General features: G+C 69.2%; 17 protein-coding genes and 1 riboswitch. Of the genes, 7 read left to right on the forward strand and 10 right to left on the reverse strand.

Annotation, left to right across the window (positions count from 1 at the left end; all coding sequences use genetic code 11):
• Positions 1–39 precede the first annotated feature (39 nt).
• Positions 40–122, reverse strand: a riboswitch (cyclic di-GMP riboswitch).
• A gap of 232 nt (positions 123–354) precedes the next feature.
• Positions 355–1,026, forward strand: coding sequence for a hypothetical protein (locus ACJMK0_RS12585; protein ID WP_405238761.1), 672 nt, complete (start codon positions 355–357; stop codon positions 1,024–1,026).
• Between the two features lie 98 nt (positions 1,027–1,124).
• Positions 1,125–1,865, forward strand: coding sequence for an FFLEELY motif protein (locus ACJMK0_RS12590; RefSeq protein ID WP_405238762.1), 741 nt, complete (start codon positions 1,125–1,127; stop codon positions 1,863–1,865).
• 7 nt (positions 1,866–1,872) lie between these two features.
• Here the strand turns inward: ACJMK0_RS12590 and ACJMK0_RS12595 are convergent, their stop codons facing one another.
• On the reverse strand, positions 1,873–2,307 hold the full coding sequence (locus ACJMK0_RS12595) for a DUF6491 family protein (RefSeq protein WP_405238763.1): 435 nt from the start codon (positions 2,305–2,307) through the stop codon (positions 1,873–1,875).
• A gap of 101 nt (positions 2,308–2,408) precedes the next feature.
• Here ACJMK0_RS12595 and gdhA point away from each other — a divergent pair, with 101 nt between their 5' ends.
• The 4 genes from gdhA to ACJMK0_RS12615 are packed head-to-tail and all read left to right on the forward strand — an operon-like array spanning position 2,409 to position 6,436.
• The gene (gdhA, locus tag ACJMK0_RS12600) at positions 2,409–3,764 is read left to right on the forward strand and encodes an NADP-specific glutamate dehydrogenase (RefSeq protein ID WP_405238764.1); all 1,356 of its coding nucleotides are present in this window, start codon (positions 2,409–2,411) and stop codon (positions 3,762–3,764) included.
• 49 nt (positions 3,765–3,813) lie between these two features.
• Positions 3,814–5,238 (forward strand): phospholipase D-like domain-containing protein, encoded by a 1,425-nt coding sequence (locus tag ACJMK0_RS12605; RefSeq protein ID WP_405238765.1) that lies wholly within the window; start codon positions 3,814–3,816, stop codon positions 5,236–5,238.
• Between the two features lie 13 nt (positions 5,239–5,251).
• Complete coding sequence (gene arfB, locus ACJMK0_RS12610; protein ID WP_405238766.1) at positions 5,252–5,668, forward strand: alternative ribosome rescue aminoacyl-tRNA hydrolase ArfB; 417 nt, start codon at positions 5,252–5,254, stop codon at positions 5,666–5,668.
• Between the two features lie 48 nt (positions 5,669–5,716).
• Positions 5,717–6,436, forward strand: a complete 720-nt coding sequence (locus ACJMK0_RS12615) for a hypothetical protein (protein ID WP_405238767.1) — start codon at positions 5,717–5,719, stop codon at positions 6,434–6,436.
• Here ACJMK0_RS12615 and ACJMK0_RS12620 read toward each other — a convergent pair whose 3' ends face one another.
• From ACJMK0_RS12620 to ACJMK0_RS12635, 4 genes are all read right to left on the reverse strand, one after another.
• Positions 6,437–7,201, reverse strand: a complete 765-nt coding sequence (locus ACJMK0_RS12620; protein WP_405238768.1) for a hypothetical protein — start codon at positions 7,199–7,201, stop codon at positions 6,437–6,439.
• A gap of 199 nt (positions 7,202–7,400) precedes the next feature.
• Positions 7,401–8,183 carry a class I SAM-dependent methyltransferase gene (locus tag ACJMK0_RS12625; RefSeq protein ID WP_405238769.1) on the reverse strand — a complete coding sequence of 261 codons (783 nt, stop codon included), beginning with the start codon at positions 8,181–8,183 and terminating at the stop codon, positions 7,401–7,403.
• A gap of 4 nt (positions 8,184–8,187) precedes the next feature.
• Positions 8,188–9,831, reverse strand: a complete 1,644-nt coding sequence (locus tag ACJMK0_RS12630) for an FAD-binding oxidoreductase (RefSeq protein WP_405238770.1) — start codon at positions 9,829–9,831, stop codon at positions 8,188–8,190.
• Between the two features lie 71 nt (positions 9,832–9,902).
• Entirely contained in the window at positions 9,903–11,177 is a 1,275-nt protein-coding gene (locus ACJMK0_RS12635; RefSeq protein ID WP_405239065.1) for a sterol desaturase family protein, read from the reverse strand.
• Between the two features lie 99 nt (positions 11,178–11,276).
• On the opposite strand from ACJMK0_RS12635, the gene ACJMK0_RS12640 reads away from it, so the two are divergent.
• Positions 11,277–12,614 carry a pyridoxal phosphate-dependent decarboxylase family protein gene (locus tag ACJMK0_RS12640; RefSeq protein ID WP_405238771.1) on the forward strand — a complete coding sequence of 446 codons (1,338 nt, stop codon included), beginning with the start codon at positions 11,277–11,279 and terminating at the stop codon, positions 12,612–12,614.
• 7 nt (positions 12,615–12,621) lie between these two features.
• On the opposite strand, the gene ACJMK0_RS12645 is transcribed toward ACJMK0_RS12640, so the two are convergent.
• The 5 genes from ACJMK0_RS12645 to ACJMK0_RS12665 form a co-directional block, all read right to left on the reverse strand.
• Complete coding sequence (locus ACJMK0_RS12645) at positions 12,622–13,014, reverse strand: CrcB family protein (protein WP_405238772.1); 393 nt, start codon at positions 13,012–13,014, stop codon at positions 12,622–12,624.
• 19 nt (positions 13,015–13,033) lie between these two features.
• A complete protein-coding gene (locus ACJMK0_RS12650) occupies positions 13,034–13,225 on the reverse strand; it encodes a carbon storage regulator (RefSeq protein WP_405238773.1) in 192 nt (63 codons plus the stop codon).
• Positions 13,226–13,356: 131 nt separating this feature from the next.
• Positions 13,357–14,322, reverse strand: coding sequence for an NAD(P)H-dependent flavin oxidoreductase (locus ACJMK0_RS12655; RefSeq protein ID WP_405238774.1), 966 nt, complete (start codon positions 14,320–14,322; stop codon positions 13,357–13,359).
• A 102-nt stretch (positions 14,323–14,424) separates the two neighbouring features.
• The gene (locus ACJMK0_RS12660; protein WP_405238775.1) at positions 14,425–17,865 is read right to left on the reverse strand and encodes a translocation/assembly module TamB domain-containing protein; all 3,441 of its coding nucleotides are present in this window, start codon (positions 17,863–17,865) and stop codon (positions 14,425–14,427) included.
• Positions 17,865–19,541: an autotransporter assembly complex protein TamA gene (locus ACJMK0_RS12665; RefSeq protein WP_405238776.1), complete on the reverse strand. Its 1,677-nt coding sequence runs from the start codon at positions 19,539–19,541 to the stop codon at positions 17,865–17,867. Before ACJMK0_RS12665 ends, ACJMK0_RS12660 begins: the two co-directional genes overlap by 1 nt.
• Positions 19,542–19,651 lie beyond the last annotated feature (110 nt).

Consider the following 19,651-nt stretch of genomic DNA (forward strand, 5'->3'; position numbering starts at 1 on the left):
GATGGGCGTGGCGCGGCAGGACGCCGCATCGCGCTTCCGTCTGGCAGCTCCGCTGTCCCGGCGGTGGCCGGGGACCGGTGGCTTTGCGACCCGCCCTTTCGGACGGTGTGCCTTTTTCAAACGAAGGCCGAGCGTCGCACGGTGCCGACAGAGTGTCAATCGTGGGCAGAGCCCGACACGTTCCGGCACGGCATGATGTCAAATCGCCGCGCAATTTTGGCCTCGACCAACCGTCTCAGGCCCCCTGCAACGGCCGGCCGGCCTTCGGTTTGCCACTATGCCGGGCCCTCCCCGTTGCTGCTTAAATGCCGTGGGATACCGTCGAGAGTCCGGAACAGAAAATCGGGGAGAGCGATGTACATCAATCCGGAGTCCGTCCTGCGCTGGCTTCACATCCTTGCGATGGTGTACTGGCTGGGCGGCGAGTGGGGCGTCTTCCAGACCTCCTACAACGTGGCGAATCCGAAACTCTCACTGGACGAGCGCCGGCGGCACATGGAGACCGCCTACCGGATCGATATCCTCGCCCGCACGGGCATCATCCTGCTGCTGCCTCTCGGCCTGCACATGGGGTTCAACCTGGGTGTGCACGATTACGGCGGCGGCTGGCTGTGGGTCGTGTGGATCCTCGCCTTCGCGTGGTTGTCGCTCACCTGGGCGGCGTTCGTCTACCGGGACACCGACCGCGGTCTGCGGCTGACAAAAATCGACGAGGCCATCCGCTACGTCGTGATCCCGGCGCTGTTCCTTGCCGCGATCTGGTCGTATCTCACGGACTGGCCCTTCCGCGCCGACTGGTACTCCACCAAGGTGCTCATCTACAGCCTGCTGCTGGTGATCGGCCTGGGCCTGCGTTTCATCATGCGCCACTGGGTGCCGATCTTCCGCGAGCTCGCCGAGAAGGGCCCGAATCCGGCGCTGGAGCAGCGGCTGTCCTCGGAGCTGGCCATCGGCCGCGGCATGGCCTACGTGTACTGGATCGGCATCGCCTCGGTGGCCTTCCTGGGCGCGACCAAGCCGTTCTGAGGCGCAGCTCACGCCGCCATCGGCATTGGCAACGCCGCCGTAAAACCGGGACAATGCGCGCGGGTTGAGCCGGGCGCGTGCGGCGCCATATCGGAGACATGAGCGGAGAAGAAATCAGCCGGATGAGCCTGGACGAACTGCTGGTGCGCAACCGCAGTCTGCGCGCCCAGTTCAGCGACGACCCCGGCCTCCAGGAGGAACTCCAGGCACTGCAGCGCTGGCAGGCGGGACGCCTGGAGCGCACCTACGCGGATCTGCAGGAGCGCGAGCGCTACCGTCCGGGCGTCGAGTTCTTCCTGGAGGAACTCTACACCGACAAGGATTACCTGCCCCGCGACACGCAGCTCGAACGCGCCTCGCCCATCCTGAAGCGGATGCTGCCCGCCCAGGCCCAGGAGTCGATGCGCATGGCCGTGCAACTGGAGGTGCTGAGCCAGGAGCTTGACGGCGAGATGACCCGGGCGCTCGGCGCGGGCACCATGATCGACGAGCAGAGTTACGCCGAGGCCTACCGCACCGTCGGTCGCCGGGACGACCGCGAGCGCCAGATCGGCTTCATCCTGGAAGCCGGCCGGGATCTGGAGCGCCTGGTGAAACTGCCGATGATCTACACCCTGATCCGGATGGCACACGGCCCGGCCCATCTGGCGGGCTTCGGCGCGCTGCACGACTTCCTGGAAGACGGTTTCAGGGCCTTCCGTGCCATGGACGGCGCAGAGGAATTCCTGCAGGCCATCGAGGACCGGGAGACCCGCATCATGGAGCGGATCTTCGCGGAGCATCCGCAGCCTTTCCGCCTCGCCGACGACGAGGCGCCGCCGACGCAAGCGCCGGCCTGACGTCCGCCTACTCGTCCCGCTGCAGGATCTCGATCAGCTCTTCGGCCTCCTCCGGGTCCACCGGATGGAAGCGACCGAGCCCACAGCCGGCCCCCTGCCTGAGGCCGCCCCCGAAGTCGGTCAGCACGGTGATGATGTCGAGATCGCACAGTCGGCCGGTGGGCACCTTGTACATGAAGCGCTCTTCCCGGGCGAGTCCCGGGCAGGCGCGCGGCAGCTGATTGCGATAGATCGTGCCGTCCTTCATGTAGAAGAAGATGTTCTCGTCGTCGACGATCTTGGTGCGGTCCACCCGCGACAGCTGCACGCAACGGACCGCCTCCGGATCGTCGGCGGCGACGTCGGTGGGCTTCGCTTCCCGCGGACCGGTGGCACAGCCTGCGAGCAGCAGTACGGCCGCCGCGGCCAGCGTATTTCGTGGCCAGCTCATGTCCATGTTCATAACGTTCTCCCTGTCCCGGCTCGCGCCGCGTGTACCTGTGCCTGTTGGTATAGTACCGCGTGACCGCAGCCGTCAAGCAACCGGGAGAAGGAGGCCGATTAATGGACAGCGCGAAGCCGGAAAGGATGCTGAAGGCGTTCATGCAGGGACTGGAGAAGCGCAACGCTCACGAGCCCGAATTCATCCAGGCCGTCTGTGAGCTCGCCCGCTCGGTGATGCCGCTGGTCCATGCCAACAGCGCCTACCGCCAGGCCCGCATACTCGAACGCATGACCGAGCCGGACCGTATCATCGTCTTCCGCGTGACCTGGGAGGACGACAGCGGCAACGTGCACGTGAACCGGGCCTGGCGCGTGCAGTTCAATCGCGCGATCGGTCCCTACAAGGGCGGTCTGCGTTTCCACAAGACGGTGAACCAGAGTGTGCTGAAGTTCCTCGGCTTCGAGCAGACCTTCAAGAACAGCCTCACGGGCCTGCCGATGGGCGGCGGCAAGGGCGGTTCCAATTTCAACCCGAAGGGCAAGTCGGACCGGGAAGTGATGCGGTTCTGCCAGAGTTTCATGACCGAGCTGTTCCGCCACATCGGTCCCGACGTGGACGTGCCGGCGGGAGACATCGGCGTCGGCGGCCGCGAGATCGGCTACATGTTCGGCCAGTACATGCGCCTGACCAACGAGTTCGAGGGCGTTCTGACCGGCAAGGGCCTGTCCTACGGCGGCAGCGCGGTGCGCAAGGAGGCGACCGGCTACGGCGCAGTGTACTTCCTGCGCAACATGCTGGAGCGCGCCGACGAACCCCTGGAGGGCAAGCGGATCGCCATCAGCGGCGCCGGCAATGTCGCCCTGTATGCCGCCGAGAAGGCCATCCAGGAAGGCGCGAAAGTGGTCACCCTCAGCGACTCCCACGGCCATATCCGCTGCGAGGCGGGCCTCGAGGCCGAGGCCCTCGACGAGATCAAGGAGCTGAAGTTCCGCGCACGCGGGCGCCTGGCGGAGCTGGACGGCAGGATCAGCGGCATCGTCTACACGGAGGGCGAGGCGCCCTGGGGCGTGCCCTGCGACGTGGCCATGCCCTGCGCCACCCAGAACGAGATCGGCGCGGAGGCGGCCGCCGCGCTGGTGGAGCACGGGCTCATGGCCGTCGTGGAAGGGGCGAACATGCCCTGCACCGAAGAGGCCATCGAGTGCTTCCGCGAGCATCGGGTGCTGTTCGCGCCGGGCAAGGCCGCCAATGCCGGCGGCGTGGCCGTTAGCGGGCTGGAGCAGACCCAGAACGTGGCCCGGGTGAGCTGGCCGCGCAACGAGGTGGACCGGCGCCTGAAGGAGATCATGCGCGACATCCACGACAAGTGCACTCACGAGATGGAGGACGACGGCGGCATCGACTATCTCGACGCCGCCAACCGGGCCGGATTCCGCAAGGTGGCGGAAGCCATGCTGGCCTACGGCGTGGTCTGAAGACGCCCGCCACGTTGCCCGCGTTGTCCGGGCGGGCGAGAATACTGCCATGGAGCTTCCCGATCTGCTCCTCCGCTGGCTCGCCGTCGCCCTTCATGGCCTGCTGGCGGTCATCGGAGCCATACATGCCCTGCTGTACAAGCGCGATCCCCGTTCCGCGCTCGGCTGGATGGTGGTCTGTCTGGCGATCCCGTTCCTCGGCCCGCTCGGCTACTACATGTTCGGCATCAACCGGGTGCGGACGCGGGCGAAGAAGCTGCGCGGCGGCCACTTCCGCATCGGCTACGAGAGCGGCGACATCATCACCGAGGAGGACCTGGCCGAGCACGAACCGGGGCGCGGTCATATCGGCGCCGTGGTCTCCCTGCGTCCGCTGCTGGAGGGCAACAGCGTCAGCGCCCTGCACAACGGCGAGGAAGCCTATCCCGCCATGCTGGAGAGTATCCACACCGCCGAACGTCAGGTGTTGCTCTCAAGCTATATCTTCGAGAACAACGTCACCGGCCGCCGCTTCGTCGACGCGCTGGCGGCGGCGCATGACCGCGGCGTCTCCGTCCGGGTGCTGGTGGACGGCATCGGCGAGCTCTACTCCTGGCCGCGCATCAGCCGGCTCCTCGCCCGCCGCGGACTGCCGGCGGCCCGCTTCCTGCCGCCGCGCCTGCTGCCGCCGACCCTGCACCTGAATCTGCGCACGCACCGAAAGATCCTGGTGGCCGACGGCCGCGTGGGCTACACGGGCGGCATGAACATCGGTGACCGCCACGTCGTCGGCGAGGACGGCCGCCGCCGGGTCGTGGACATGCACTTCCGGCTGGAAGGCCCCGTGGTGCGCCAGCTGGCCGACGCATTCTGGGACGACTGGCTCTTCGCCACCGGCGAGCCGCCGGAGGAGACGCTTGAGGCCGACTGGTCCATAGCGCCGGGACGAAAGCGCTGCCGGGTCATCACCGACGGGCCCAACGAGGATCTGGACCGCATCGCCCTGGTGATGCAGGGCGCCATCGCCGACGCCAAGCGCAGCGTCTGGCTCATGACGCCCTACTTCCTGCCCTCCCGTGAACAGGTGGCCCTGCTCCAGGCTGCCGCCATACGCGGCATCGAGGTGAACGTCATCCTGCCGGCGAAGAACAACCTGATCTACATGCACTGGGCCACACGAAATTCGCTGCTGGAACTGCTGCAGTGGGGCGTGCGCGTGTACTACCAGCCGGGGCCCTTCGTCCACACGAAACTTTTTCTCATCGACGATGACTATTGTCAGATAGGTACGGCCAACGTGGACCCGAGGAGTCTGCGGCTGAACTTCGAGCTGGCCGTCGAGATTTTCGATTCGAGTTTCGCACGCAGCATGATCGAACACATGGAAGTGACGCGGGCCCGGTCCAGGGCAGTGGGCTACCGCGAGATCGCCGACCGCTCGGTGCCGGTGCGCTTCCGGGATGCGCTCGCCTGGCTGTTCTCCCCCTACCTCTGAGGCACGCTGCCGCATGGTCAGACTGACGGAAAACATCGTACTGCCCGACGACGAGCTGGAGATGAGCGCCGTGCGCGCCGCCGGTGCCGGCGGCCAGGCCGTGAACAAACAGTCCACCGCCATCCACCTGCGCCTGGACATCCCCGCCTCGTCGCTGCCCGGCAACGTCAAGCGCCGGCTGCTCGGCCTCGGCGACCAGCGCATCAGCAACGAAGGCGTGCTGGTCATCAAGGCGAGGGAACACCGCAGCCAGCGGCAGAACCGGCGCGAGGCCGTCCAGCGCCTGCGCGAACTCGTCCGCAGCGCCAGCGTCTCCCGCAAGCCACGCATTCCCACCCGGCCCGGGCCGGCGGCGAAGCGGCGGCGTGTCGACGAGAAGAAGCGCCGCGGGACGGTCAAGTCCCTGCGGCGGAGCCCGCCCCGGGAGTGACGGGCACGGCTATCGCGCGCCCGCAGCCATCCTTACCATGGACGAACTATGAGCACTATGGACACCATCCGTTACGGCCGCCCCGACCCGGTCACGCTGCCCGCCCTGCTGGTCGGCGTGCTGCCGATCCTGGTCGTCAACGTCTGCCTCGTGATCAGCATCCAGGCGCAGACCATCCCGAACTGCATCCCCTATCTCGAGGGCTGCACCTCGGTGAGCGCCGCCGGCCGCAATCCGCCGGCCATCTACCTGTTCCGCCTGGTGATGCTGCCGACGGCGGCGACCCTGATCCTGTTCTGGGTCATCAACCACCGCTGGCTGAACCTGCTGCGCGGCGAGCCGGAGACCCGCGGCGCCGTAATCCTGTGGCTGGGTGTGATCGGGGCCGTGTTCCTGGGCGTGTACGTGACCTTTCTCGGCACCGAGGGCGACTTCCAGCGGCTGATGCGCCGCTACGGTATCTACGTGTTCTTCGCCTTCACCGCGCTTGCCCAACTGCTCACCGCCAGGGACATGCTGGCCAGCGCGGCTAAGCGGGCCGACCGGCGCATCCGGCTGCACGCGCTCATCATCCTGTGGCTGTGTGCCGGCATGCTCGCGATGGGTCTGACGAACGTCGTGCTGAAGGCGGTCCTGCCCGATCCTGATCAGGCCGAGAACGTGATCGAGTGGAATTTCGCCATCCTGATGCAGGCTTTCTTCCTGATCGCCTGGCGCTCCTGGAAGCACACGGGGCTGGAGGTACGGATGCTGCTGGGGCCGCGCTGATCAGGCGCTCACGCGCTGCGACAGCAGGCGTTCCAGCTCCGCCACCTCCTCGTCGAGGAGGAAAGCCCGCTGGTCCCGCCAGCCGGTCATCATCGTGAGGCCGGACTGGTTCACGAGCAGGGTGTCACGCTCCTCCGCGGCCAGGACTTCCCAACCGGGCACGACGATCACAGAGCGGACGGTGAGCGCGCGACCGAGCCCGCCCTCGAGTTCCCGGGTGAGCCGTGCTACCACGCCCCGCCAGTCCTTGAGAGCGTGCCGCTCGCCACCTTCGGGCCCGAACACGACGCTGCCCGCCTCCAGGCGGGCCGTGCGTTCCCCGGTCGGCGGCCGGTCGATCACGTGCACGGCGTAGAGTCCGTTCGTGCCCAGCACGACGTGGTCGATGCGCTCGTCGCCGACGGGTACGCAGTGGAACAGATAGTTCCCACGCACCGCCACGTACTCCAGGCGCTGTGCCGTGGCGATATGGGCATCCAGCGAGCGCGCCGCCCGCCGCCGCGTCTGCAGCAGGCCGAGGAGCACCCGCACCTCGTAGGCGGCGACCGCCGCCAGGAACAGCGACACCAGCCACCAGGCCAAGGGATGCAGGTCGGACCACCAGCGCTCGGTGCCGGCGAAGAACAGTGCCACGAAGACGCTCAGCAGGACGAATGCCGCGGCCAGGTGGATGGCCGCGCGGACGTCCGCGTCACGGAGCTGGCGCCGGAACTCGTCACCCGGTTCGCTGCGTATGCGTTCGCCAAGGGGCGAAGGCCTGCGCAACAGCCCGCCGGCGACCAGCCAGCACTTGCTGGTCAGCAGGAACGCGGCGGCGAATGCCGCGCCCGCGGTGAGAGAACTGACGATATGCGGATCCGGATACAGCGTCCTGCCCCTGGTACGGTTACCATCGGCAGTGTATGGCGCGCGGCGCGTGGGCTGTCGTGAACCGGTTCACATACCGGGCCCCGCCCCGATTACATCACTCCGGCTTGCGGAATTTCAGTACCAGGCGGTCTGTGCGGCCCCGTATCTCCGGGTCGTACATGGGCGCAAGGCGCGTATCCTGCGGGTTGCGCAGGACGTCGCTGCGCTCCACCAGCTCGAAGCCGGCGGCCTCGATCTCGCGCACCAGCCGCGCCTCGTCGATGCGATGCAGCCGGCCGATCTCCGGGATCGTGATATCGGGGCTGCCCGCGTGGTCGACCACGCCGAGGATGCCGCCCGTGCGCAGCGCCTCGCGGATGCGCCGCAGCATCCCGGGCCCGTCGATGCGCGGCCACGAGCCGTCGTCGGGTCGGAAATAGATGTCGTGATAGGCCAGGATCAGCAGCGCCACGTCGACGCTCCCCGCCTCCGGCTCGATGTCGCTCACCGGACCGTCCAGGCGTTCCACGTTGGCCAGCCGCCCGCCCGCATAGCGTGCGGCGATCTCCTCGGCCGCATAGTCCAGGTAGGCCTGATTGTTGTGGGCGATCACACGTCCGGAGGGTCCGACGATGCGGGCCGCGATCTCAGTGTAGTACCCGCCGCCGGAGAAGACGTCCAGCACGGTCATGCCGGGCTCGATGCCGAAGAAGGCGAGCACCTCGCCCGGCTTGCGCGCGGCGTCCCGCTCCCGGTCCGCGGCGGGGCGGGCCTCGGCCGCAAGTGCGAGCGATACCGGATCGCTCGCCGCAGCGGCCGGATCGTCCCCGTCATCGCCTGCGCAGCCCGCGACGAGCAGCAGGGCCGTGAGGAGCGCGGTGACCCGCTGAGGGATCACGGCCTCATTCCTGCGCGTCCGCCAGCACGCCGCCCTGGCGGCCCAGCAGGACACCCGGGTTCAGGATGCCCCGGGGATCGGCTGCCCGCTTCGCGCCGGTCAGCATCTCGGCGTAGAGATCGGGCCGTTCCCGATCGTAGCCGGCAGGGCGATGATCGCGGCCGACGCCGTGGTGATGGGTGACGGTGCCGCCGCCCTCCACGACCAGCGCATTGGCCGCCAGTTTGATCTCGCGCCAGTGCGCCAGCATGCGTTCCGGCGTGCTGGCCGCATAGAGCGTGTAGTAGGGAGCCGGCCCGTCCGGATAGACGTGGGTGAAGCGGCAGGTGATCTCGCCGTCACGGCCGGTCGAGCGGCGAATGGCCTCGCGGATGCCCGCCGTGATGCCCGCATGGAAGTCCGGGAACGCCGACCAGGTGCAGGCGGTCTCGAAGGTATCGACGATCACACCGTGGGGCACGAGCACCTCGCGGTAGAAGGGCATGCGCAGGAATGCCTGCCGCCAGGCCGCGGCGGCGGCGTCGCGGCCCCCCTCCCCCTTGCTGTCGCTCCTGCCGCCCTCACGACCGGCGGAGCTCTCCCCGCCCGCCTCGGCACAGATCTCCAGCGCCCGGGCCAGGTTCGCCTCCTGGGGATGATCGGCGCTCTCGAATCCCAGCACCAGCAGCGCCGAACGGCCGTCGCCCACACCGTTCATCAGCGCCTCGCCGGGGTCCAGCAGCCGGCAGTTTGCAGGGTTCAGTCCGCTTCTTGCCACCTGCCGCACCGCCTCGGCACCCGCGGCGAAGCCGTCGAAGCGCACGGTGGCGGAGGCCCGGTGGCGGGGCACCGACTGCAGCCGCATCCAGGCGGCCGTCACGATACCCAGGATGCCTTCGGAGCCGCAGACGAGGCGTTCCGGCTGGGGCCCCGCACCGCTCCCCGGCAGCCGTCGGGTGGTCATCCGGCCCCGCGGCGTCACCAGTTCCACGCTCTGCACGAACTCGTCGATGTGGGTATACAGCGTGGCGAAATGGCCGCCCGAACGGGTGACGATCATCCCGCCCAGCGTCGCCAGCTCGAAACTCTGCGGGAAATGCCGCAGCGTGAGTCCTTCCGGCTTCAGCGCCGCCTCGAACTCCGGGCCCCGCGCGCCGGCCTCGATCAGTGCGCAGCGGTCCTGCCGGTCGACCGCCCGCACCCGGTTCATGCGCGACAGATCCAGGCTGATGACGCCCGGGTAATCGTCGCCCACGTCGGGCTCCACGCCGCCGCAGACGGACGTACCGCCGCCGAAAGGGACCACCGCCACCCCTTCCCCGTCGGCCCACTCCAGGAGCCGCTCCACGTCCGCCGCGTCCTGCGGGTAGGCCACCAGGTCCGGCACATGGGGTACCTGCCTCAGGAAGGCACGGGCGATGTCGGCGTAGCTCTGCCCCATCGCGTGAGCAAGACGGTCGGCATCGTCCGTGCTGACCCGCTCTGCGAGACCGTCCGGCACCTGCAGCCGTGGCGCCGGCAGCTCGAATTGCGCCGCCTGCGGCACCGACAGGGCTTCCGGCAGGCCGCCGAAGCGCGCGCCGGTCATCCGGCGGACGGTCTCCGCCTCCGCTGCGGTGGGTCCCTGCCCCTCGAAGCCCCAGCCCCAGAATTTTCGCCTGGCGCTCATGCAGGCATCCGGCAGGCAGACGGCCTCGATCTAGAAAGCGTCTCAGGAATCATCGGCATCTTTATGAAATATCAGCTTAATGCCTGTTCGGTTACTGCGCTGTGGCCGAACCCCGGCATCCTGGTGAGCACGACGACGGACAAGGCCACGTAGCCCCCGATTGCGGGCCAGACCGCAGGCTCGGCGAACCAGGCGGGTTCGGCCTGGGCGAGCCAGAGGGCGCCCAGAGGGACGGCTACGAGCAGGCGCACCAGTTCCAGCCGCACCGCGCTCGACCGCCCCTCGTTGATCAAGGCGAGGTTGTAGACCAGGAACCAGAACAGCAGGCAGAGGACCAGCGTGGTGGGGAGCGCCGCGGTCGTGAAGACGGCGCCGATGGCGGAGGACGCCAGCACCGCCAGCACGAACTGGACCAGCAGATACGTTCGCGCCCCCGCGGGCAGGGTCGGATCGAACTTCTCGAACTGCTCCGGCACCACGTTGCCCCGCGGCTCGTCCCGCACGTCCGGCGGCCGCCAGCCGGTGCGCCGGAACCACAGCCCGAGCTTGTCGCGCCAGCGGCGGGTGCGCACGGCGTCCTGCCACAGGTCGTGGTAAACGTGCAGGTTGGCGTAAAACGGATTCCAGCTCCTGAGCGGCTTGCGCACGCCGTAGACCACCGGCTCCTCGTCCAGTTCTTCCTGGAAGGTGCCGAACAGCCGGTCCCACAGGATCAGGATGCCGCCGTAGTTCTTGTCGATATAGCGCTCGTTCTGCGCGTGATGGACGCGGTGATTCGACGGCGTCACGAACACCCGGTCCACCCAGCCGAGCTTGCCCACGTGGCGGGTGTGGACCCAGAACTGGTAGATGAGGTCGATGGCGTTCACGGTGATGAAGACCTCGACCGGGATGCCAACCAGGAACATCGGCAGGTAGAAGATCCAGCTCAGCAGGAACCCGGAGCTGGTCTGGCGCAGCGCCGTCGAGAGGTTGTACTCCTCGCTCTGGTGATGCACCGCATGTGCCGCCCACATGACGCTGATCTCGTGGCCGAAGCGGTGAACCCAGTAATAGCAGAAGTCCCAGAACAGGAGCGCGCCCGCCCACATGGCCAGCCCCGCGGGGCTGAAATCGAACAGCGCCATGTCCAGGGTCGCGATCGCGAAGTAATCCAGCACGAACGCGTAGATGGCGATATTGACCACCCGCGTGAACAGCCCGATGGTGGTGCTCAGCATGCCGGTGCTGAGGCTGCCGATGGCATCGTTCAGACGGTAGTAGCCGGTGCCGCGCCAGCGATCGATCGCCACTTCGGCGAGCAGCGCGAGAATGAAGAACGGGACGGCCAGCGCAATCAGGTCCATGGGACACATGATAAACCGGCTCCCGTGCGCGACCAATGTCTGGACGACGCACTACGAGGCCCGGTACTGTCCCGCCACCGTTCCCGGGAGACCCCGCCGATGTACACCGAAAAGGAACTCGAGGCCCTCGCCCGCGCCGCCGCGGAACTCGCCGCCGGTCTGCCTGCCGACCCGCAGCGGGAGGATCCCGCGGCCGATCCGGCCCTCGTGCAGGTGCTGCTGGATACGGCGCGCCGCCTCCATGACAACTTCCCCTACCATCATCCGCTCTACGCGGGCCAGATGCTGAAGCCGCCCCACCCGGCGGCGCGCCTCGCCTACGCCCTCGCGATGACCGTCAACCCGAACAATCACGCCCTCGACGGCGGCCGGGCGAGCTCGGCGATGGAGAAGGAGGCGGTCGGGCAGCTGGCGGCGATGTTCGGCTGGGACACGCACCTGGGGCACCTCACGGGCGGGGGCACGGTCGCCAATCTGGAGGCACTGTGGATCGCCCGTGAGAGGCATCCGGACCGTGGCATCGCCGCCTCGGCCATGGCCCATTACACCCACCGGCGGCTGTCGGACGTGCTGCGGATGCCTTTTACCGAGGTGGCCGCCGACGCCCACGGGCGCATGGACCCGGACGCCCTCGACGCGGCCGTCCGCGCCGGCGGCATCGGCACGGTGGTGGCCACCCTGGGCACGACCGGCACCGGCAGCACCGATCCGCTGCCCGAGATCCTGGAGATCGCCGAGCGTCACGGCCTGCGGGTGCACGTGGACGCCGCCTACGGCGGCTATTTCCGCCTGCTCGACTCCCTGTCCCCGCCGGCAGTCCGCGCCTTTGCCGTCGTGGACCGGGCCGATTCCATCGTCATCGACCCGCACAAGCACGGCCTGCAGCCCTATGGCTGCGGCTGCATCCTGTTCCGCGACCCGGCGGTCGCCGTCCACTACCGCCACGAGTCGGCCTATACCTATTTCACCTCCGACGATCTGCATCTCGGCGAGATCAGCCTGGAGTGTTCCCGCGCCGGCGCCGCCGCTGTCGCGCTGTGGGCCACCCAGCGCCTGCTGCCGCCGGAGCCCGGCGGCGAGTTCGCCGCCGGGCTGGCGCGCTGCCGGCAGGCCGCCGTCGCGCTGCACCGGGCACTCGCCGACGACCCGGCGTTCCTGACGCTGATGCCGCCGGACCTGGACATCGTCGTCTGGGCGCCGTCGGCTGCGACTGCCGGTGCCGTCAGTCGGGCATCGCGGCGTTGCTTCGAGCGCGCAGCCGAAAGCGGCCTGCACCTCGCATTGATGGAATTGCCGTCGCTGCTGGCGGCCCGCTGGTGGCCCGGCATGGAGTTCGACGACGAGTCGGTGACGGTGCTGCGCTCGGTGCTGATGAAGCCCGAACATGACCGCGCGCTGCCGGCCATCCTCGAACATTTGCGCGCGGCGGCCGGCTGAGGGCGCGTCAGCCGGCGCGCAGCAGCAAGCGCATCAGCGCCAGTCCCGCGAAGAAGCTCACGAAAGCCCCGGCGAAGGTGAGGGCGAAGTAGCCCGCGGCGGTCAGCAGATAACCGCCGCGCACGTACTGGACCAGTTCCAGCGTGAGGGTGGAGAGCGTGGTGAAGCCGCCGCAGAAGCCGGTGGCCAGCAGCAGCCGCGCGTTACCGCTCAGGAGTTCGGTACGGGCCGCCATTTCCGCCAGCATGCCGATGAGCAGGCAGCCGAGCAGGTTCGCGCCGAGGGTGCCGAAAGGGAATACGATGGCCTGGCGCTGGAAGGCCACCGTGAGGCCGAAGCGCGCCAGCGCCCCGGCCGCGCCGCCCAGGGCTACCATGATCAGGGCCGACAGACTGGTCATGCCGCGGGCGGGAGTCCGCCTACTCTTCGTCGCCCGCGTCGGTGCCGGAATCCCGGCCCTCTTCGGCGTCCTGCTCCGGGGTGCGGATCTTCACGTCGGAAGGGGCCTCGAATCCGAGCCTGATCTCGTTGCGCCTCACCCTGATCACGGTCACCTTCACGTCGTCGCCGATGCGGATGGATTCACCGGCCTTTCGCGCAAGAATGAGCATGATTGCCTCTGCATCGAGCCCGGGCTCCGTGCGGAGTCTCTGGCGGGCTCCCCTGCAGTATAGGGCATGAGCGGGGCGACCGGCATCCCGCATGCTCGCCCCGGCGTTCAGCTCGATGCGCGGCGCGCCCGTCAGCCGACCGCGAGTCGGCGCTTGGTCTCGGCGTACTCGTCGGCCAGCCGCTCCACCAGGTCCGCCACCGGCAACACCTCGTGGATGCTGCCCACTCCCTGCCCGGCGCTCCAGATGTCCTTCCACGCCTTCTTGTGGGTGTTGCCGCCGCTGCCGAAATCCATGGCGTTCTTGTCCGCCTCGGGCAGATTGTCCGGATCCATGCCGGCCCGGGCCACGCTGGGCTTCAGGTAACTGCCGTGCACGCCGCTGAACAGCGACGTGTAGACGATGTCGGAAGCGGCGCTGTCCACCAGCATCTGCTTGTAGTCCGGCATGGCGTTCGCCTCGTCGGTGGCGATGAAGCGGGTGCCGATGTAGGCCAGGTCCGCGCCGATGGCCCGGGCGGCGAGCACGTCGCCGCCGTTCGACATGCACCCGGACAGGATCACGGTGCCGTCGAAGAACTCGCGGATCTCCTTGACCAGGGCGAACGGGCTCAGGGTGCCCGCGTGCCCGCCGGCGCCGGCGCAGACGGCGATGATGCCGTCCACGCCCTGCTCCGCCGCCTTGCGCGCGTGGCGCAGGTTGATGACGTCGTGGAAAACCAGGCCGCCGTAGCCGTGCACGGCGTCCACCACCTCGCTCGGCGGGCGCAGGCTGGTGATGATGATGGGCACCCGGTACTTCACGCAGGTCTCCATGTCCGCCTGCAGACGGTCGTTGCTCGCGTGCACGATCTGGTTGACGGCGAACGGTGCCACCGGCTTGTCAGGGTTGGCTTGGCGGTAGGCATCGAGTTCGCCGGTGATGCGGTCCAGCCATTCGTCCAGCATGGACTGGGGCCGCGCGTTCAGCGCCGGGAAGGCGCCGACGATGCCGGCCTTGCACTGGGCGAGCACCAGGTCCGGGGTGGAGACGATGAACATCGGCGCACCGATGACCGGGAGACGCAGGTTCCCCTGCAGCAGTTCGGGCAGAGCCATGGATTCTTCCTTCGCAGTGACGAGTGACAGGCGCCGGCGGCCGCCGGGCGCTGCCGCAGCGCATGGTAGGCAGTGCCGCGCGCCGCCGCAAGCAGCGACGGCCTAGTCGGTCTCCACCCGGTACATCAGGTCCACGGCATGCTGCTCGCCCGAGCGGGACTCGAGCCGCAGGCGGTCGCTCAGGTCGTAGCGCACCAGCAGCGTGCCGATGGAGTCGAAGATGCCCCAGGCGTATTCCAGGTAGAGGTCCTCGCTGAGGCGCTTGCCGGCCAGCACCCGTCCGTCGTCGGCACCGCCCTCCACTGCCAGCATATCCAGGCCCACCTCCTGGCTGATCTGGGAGGCGACGGCGCCGGCCCGGGACAGCCCCAGCGACAGCGCGGCCCGGTTGAGGACGTCGCCCTCGGCCGAAGTGGTGCCCGCCAGCGGCCGGCCGGTCAGCAGATAGGACAGGGCCTCGGCTTCCGGCAGCGGCGGCTCGGAGAACACCGTGGAACTGAGCGAGCGCACGGTGCCGCCGATCCGCACGCCGGCCAGCACCTCGCCGGTATCGCGCACCGCGCGGATATCCAGCGTAGGGTTGGTGAGCGGGCCCGAGAACGCCAGCTCGCCGCGCTCGACGGTGAGTTCCTGACCATAGGCCTTGTAACGGGCGTCGACGAGGCTCAGGCGGCCGAATCCCAGCCAGGGCCGCTCGCTGCCACCCGTGAGTCGCAGGGATCCGGTGAGACCCGTCTCCAGGCCGAACCCGCGCAGACGCACGGCATCCCCGAGGGCCACCTCCACCTCGACGAATAATGTCGGGCCGAGCCGAGCCGCGCCGGCTTCGGTGCGGCCGTGCACCACCGCATCCGGGCTCGTGCGCACCGCATCGCCGCCCAATTCGCGCAGCGTGACGTCCGCCTCCGGCACATTGATGGTGCCCCGCACCTCGAGACGGCTCTCGTCGAGCAGGATGTCGAGATCCGGGCTCGCGGTGGCCTGCATGTCCGGCAGCCGGACGATGAGGAAATCCTGCCCTTCCACCGTGAAGCGGCTGACCCAGCCCGCCTCGTCCGCGCGCCGGGTCGTGCCGCGGATGCGCACCGTGCCTTCGCCGGAGCGCGCGCTGCCCTCGTAGTCGACCACGCCCGGCTGGTCCTGCCGGGCCACCAGCTCCAACTCGCTGATCTCGATGCCCGCGTCGGGGAACAGGAACCCGGCCTCGCGCAGCCGCAGCGCGCCGCCGAGGCGCGGCTCGCGGCGGCTGCCCGATATCTCGACCCGCCCCATGACGTGGCCCCGGACCTGGGCCAGTTCCGGCACCAGCAACGGCACCATCGAGAGATCGCGGAAGTCCAGCCGCAGGAGGCCATCCACCGGGGCCGCCGGATCGAACAGGTCCGCCGTCTGCAGCCGTGCCTCTCCGTCGCCCTGCTCGCCCAGGTCCAGGTTCGCCTCGATGCGGGCGGCATTGCGCTCCACCGACGCCCTGGCGGTGAAGGAACGGATTTCGAGCTCCGTCTGTCGGTCCTCGTCCAGCATGACCTCGATGCGGGCGTCCTCTGCGGTCAGATCGGCGCCGCCGTCCAGGACACCTGCCTGCCAGGTCAGATCGGTCCGACCCGCAGCTTCGCCCTCGAAACGCGAGCCGGCGGGGAAAAGCGGTGCGAGCAGCGCGGCGGGTAACCGTCGGACGTCCGCATTTACCCGGACGGCCTCCGCATCACGGGACGCCTCGAGACACAGGGTGCCGCGCCCCTCGCCGGTCAGGCAGGCGCGGCCCAGTGTGATCGCCGGTGGCGCCACGGCCAGGGCGACGGATTCGTCCAGCCGCCAGTCGCCGAATTGCGGCTGGCTGATGCGCAGGGCGCGCAGCTGTCCCGACCATCCCCCGTCAGCCAGGCCGCCGGTGGCCTGCAGGTCAGCTGTTCCGGAATCCGCTTCCAATTCCAGCGCCAACTCGTGAGAATCTGGCGCGCCATTCGCCCGGACACGCAGCGAGGCGAGGCTCACGGCACCGGCTTCGACCTGCGCGGCCACGAGCCGCAACCGTGAGCCCGAGGCCGCGGGAGTCACCTGCAGACTGGACGGCCCGATCGACAGGCCGTCCCAACGCAGACCATCGGTCTCGAGCGTTCCGTCGAGCGCCGGGTCGGCGAAAGAACCGGACAGCGCCACCTCTCCGCGCAGATCGCCCTGCAAGGCCGGCCAGAGCGCCGCCACGCGGGGTGCCTGCACGGTGAGGCCCAGATCGGGCTCCGGCGCCAGGCGCCCATCCAGCGTGAGACGATTGTCCCCGACTGCGAATTCCACGCCCCGGGCGGTGGCCTTGCCGCCCTCGCCGAGCTCCATTTCGCCGCGTCCGGCCAGGGGCTCGCCCCCATAACGGCCGGTCAGTTCCTCGATTCGCAGTATCCCTTCGGGCGTCGCTCCCTCCGGCCATCGGCCCGTGCTGCGGCCGCTGGCCGAGAGCGTCCCCTGCAGCGGCGCCCCCCATGCGCCGGTCGCGAGTTCCCGAAGGCGAAACGCCACGTCCCACCGCCGGGAAGGCAGCAGACCCAGGCGGCCCTCCGCCTCCAGACTCCCCGCCTCGCTCTCGAGCCGCAGGCGCTCGACCTCCAGCGACTCGAGGCTGCCGCGGCCCGCGGCCTGCGCGTTCACGGCGGGGACGCCGTCCGTCGTCAGCCGTGCCTGCGCCTCGGCCGTGTAGGCGTCGAGCCAGCCTTCCAGCGTGACGCGACCCTCGACCACGGCAAGAACCCGGCCGCCGCCCACAGGGAACTCCAGGGTGGCCACTTCGTTCCGGAGCCGGGCATGGAAGCCGGCCTCGTTGAGTTCCACGGTGCCTTCCGTGCGCACCTCTTCGGGCTCGCTCAGCCGGTGCGTCACCGTCCAGGCGTCGGCGTCGCCCTCGATCCGGCCCGACCCCGCCAGAGCCGGCCCGGCCTCGTCGCCCCCGTAGCGCCAGTCCGCGAGCAGCCGGAGCCGGTATGGCGGCACGAACCGGGCCTCGCCCCTGGCATCCAGACCCAGCCAGTCACTATCGAGGACCAGCCGATCCACCTCCAGCCGGCTGTCACGCATCCCGGCCGCCAGGTCGATCACACGGGCCGAGCGGGACCAGCCCGGACCGCTCACCCGTACGTCTTCCAGTCGGCCGTCCTCGATGGCGAGCGGTACCGGCATGCGAAACCGGAACCGGCCGCCGGGTTCCGGCGGCTCCTCCGCCTCCCCCTCCGCGACGGTCACCGAGACACCGCGGGCCCGCAGCCGCTCGAGCCGGATGTCCCGGCGGATCAGGGGCCAGGGGTCGAGTTCCAGCTCCAGTTGCCGCATCTCGACGGTCACCCCCTCGCCCCGCCAGGCGCCGCCGCGAAGCACGACGCCCCCGGCCAGGGTACCGTCCACTTCGCCCAGTTCCAGCGCCGACGGCAGATAGGGTTGCGCCGCCTCCAGGGTCAGGCGCAGGCCGGCGGGCGTCGCCACCACCAGTGCCGTCAGGACGACGGCGGCCGCGATCAGGCCGATCAGCAGGTACAGGATGCCGCGGAACACGCGCATCAGAGGTCGGGCCCCAGGGCGATGTGCAGGCGCACGCTGCGATCCGGGTCGTCGAACGGATGGGCGAGGTACAGGCGCAGCGGCCCGACCGGCGAGCGCCACCGCAGCCCGATGCCGGCACCGACGCTGGGCGACCAGTCCAGCTGGTCGAACGCGTTGCCGGCATCCACGAACACCGCACCGGCGAAGTTGCCGAACAGGTCGTGGACGTACTCCAGGCGTGCGGTCGCCAGGCGGGTGCCGCCGACCACGTTGCCTTCCTCGTCGGTGGGTCCCAGGGTCTGGTAGCCGTAGCCCCGGACGCTGGCATCGCCGCCGGCGAAGAAGCGAAACTCGGGCGGCAGCTTGTCCAGTTCGCTCTTCATCGTCACGCCGAGTTCGGTGCCTGCGATCAGCTTGCCCTTCGGCCCCAGCGGATACACGAAGCGGAAGTAGCCGGAGAACTGGACGAAGCTGGTCGTGGACCCGATGGCCTGGTGCGTGCCCCTCGCTTCCACTCCCACGCTGTAGCCGCGGCGGGGATTGACGTCCCAGTCGAACCGGGCCCGGCTGAACGCGAGCGACGGCAGGACCAGCACGCTGTCGTCGCTGTCCGTGCTCACCTGATAATCCCAGTAGCCGAGTTCGAGACCCTCCGTGCGCAGCCAGTCGCCGCCGAGCTTGGTCACGCGTTTTACCCCGAAGGTCGCACTGTCGGTCTCCGACGTATCGGTGTCTTCGTTGCGCAGGCCCGCGTTGTAGCTCAGCCACTCGACCGTGGGATCGCCGACGGGCAAGCGGTAGCTGGCCGTGAGGAAAGACTCGACGTCCGAGGCCAGCAGCTCGGCCCGCAGGCGGTGGCCCCGGTCGTTCACGCGCATGTTCTCGTAGCCGCCTCGCAGCCGCAGGCCGCCGTCCGTCGAAGCCCCCATGCCCACGTTGTACTCGATGCGGGTCGCCGGCGTGAGGCGCACCGTCACCGGGATGCGGTGGTCGGGCGAGACGCTGAGGTCCGGCTCGATACGCACGCTGCGGAAATACCCGCTGGTGAGCATGGCCTGATAGGCGTCGCTGACCAGGGCCGCGTCGTAAGGGACTCCCTCCGAGAGGTCCAGGAACGCGCGCACCAGACTCGGCTCGAGAAAGTCCTGCTCGACGGTGATCTCGCCCACCCGGTAGCGGGGCCCGGAAGCGAAATGCAGGGTGACGTCGGCCGCCTGCTGCTCCGGCCACACGTCGATACGGGCCGCCGTGAAATCCGCCTCGACGTAACCCCGCTCCGCGGCGGCGATGCGCAGGCGATCCTTGTACGCTGCGTAGTCGCCGTGATGCAGCGGCTCGCCTTCCCGCGGACGGCCCTCCCGCGCTTCGACCAGGAAAGCCGGATCCTCTTCGGCGGCCCCGCCGATGCGGACCTCCACTTCCCGGTAGCGCGTGCGTGGCCCGGCATCGACGACCACGGTCGCCAGCCAGCAGCCTTCACGCTCCAGGTCCAGCGTCTTCTCGAAGGTCGGGCCGTAATAGCCCAGCGCCCTCAGCGCGTCGGTAATCTCCTGGTCCAGGTTGCGGAAACCCCGCCGCACCCGCCAGGCGGGCGCGTCGCAGGGCTCGTCCGCGAGGCCCGCGAAGGACCGGGCGTTGCCGAGGAGTTCACCCTCGATGCCCTCGATGAGCAGCTCGGCCCTGGCGGCGGGCACCGCCAGGGTGGCAATGCTTGCGGCAGCCAGCAGAACGGCCGCGAACAGGCCCGCAATCCCGCCGCTCCGCCTGCCCGCACCGGCGGCGCTTTCGCTCCCCCCTGACGCAG

Origin of the sequence: Lentisalinibacter orientalis (genome assembly GCF_040706535.1) — a bacterium.
Taxonomy (GTDB): Bacteria; Pseudomonadota; Gammaproteobacteria; order Steroidobacterales; family Woeseiaceae; genus Lentisalinibacter; species Lentisalinibacter orientalis.

Coding starts and splice junctions, on each gene's coding strand:
- ACJMK0_RS12585 (WP_405238761.1), top strand. CDS start 355: ATGTACATCAATCCGGAGTCCGTCCTGCGCTGGCTTCACATCCTTGCG.
- ACJMK0_RS12590 (WP_405238762.1), top strand. CDS start 1,125: ATGAGCGGAGAAGAAATCAGCCGGATGAGCCTGGACGAACTGCTGGTG.
- ACJMK0_RS12595 (WP_405238763.1), bottom strand. CDS start 2,307: ATGAACATGGACATGAGCTGGCCACGAAATACGCTGGCCGCGGCGGCC.
- gdhA (WP_405238764.1), top strand. CDS start 2,409: ATGGACAGCGCGAAGCCGGAAAGGATGCTGAAGGCGTTCATGCAGGGA.
- ACJMK0_RS12605 (WP_405238765.1), top strand. CDS start 3,814: ATGGAGCTTCCCGATCTGCTCCTCCGCTGGCTCGCCGTCGCCCTTCAT.
- arfB (WP_405238766.1), top strand. CDS start 5,252: ATGGTCAGACTGACGGAAAACATCGTACTGCCCGACGACGAGCTGGAG.
- ACJMK0_RS12615 (WP_405238767.1), top strand. CDS start 5,717: ATGAGCACTATGGACACCATCCGTTACGGCCGCCCCGACCCGGTCACG.
- ACJMK0_RS12630 (WP_405238770.1), bottom strand. CDS start 9,831: ATGAGCGCCAGGCGAAAATTCTGGGGCTGGGGCTTCGAGGGGCAGGGA.
- ACJMK0_RS12635 (WP_405239065.1), bottom strand. CDS start 11,177: ATGGACCTGATTGCGCTGGCCGTCCCGTTCTTCATTCTCGCGCTGCTC.
- ACJMK0_RS12640 (WP_405238771.1), top strand. CDS start 11,277: ATGTACACCGAAAAGGAACTCGAGGCCCTCGCCCGCGCCGCCGCGGAA.
- ACJMK0_RS12645 (WP_405238772.1), bottom strand. CDS start 13,014: ATGACCAGTCTGTCGGCCCTGATCATGGTAGCCCTGGGCGGCGCGGCC.
- ACJMK0_RS12650 (WP_405238773.1), bottom strand. CDS start 13,225: ATGCTCATTCTTGCGCGAAAGGCCGGTGAATCCATCCGCATCGGCGAC.
- ACJMK0_RS12655 (WP_405238774.1), bottom strand. CDS start 14,322: ATGGCTCTGCCCGAACTGCTGCAGGGGAACCTGCGTCTCCCGGTCATC.
- ACJMK0_RS12660 (WP_405238775.1), bottom strand. CDS start 17,865: ATGCGCGTGTTCCGCGGCATCCTGTACCTGCTGATCGGCCTGATCGCG.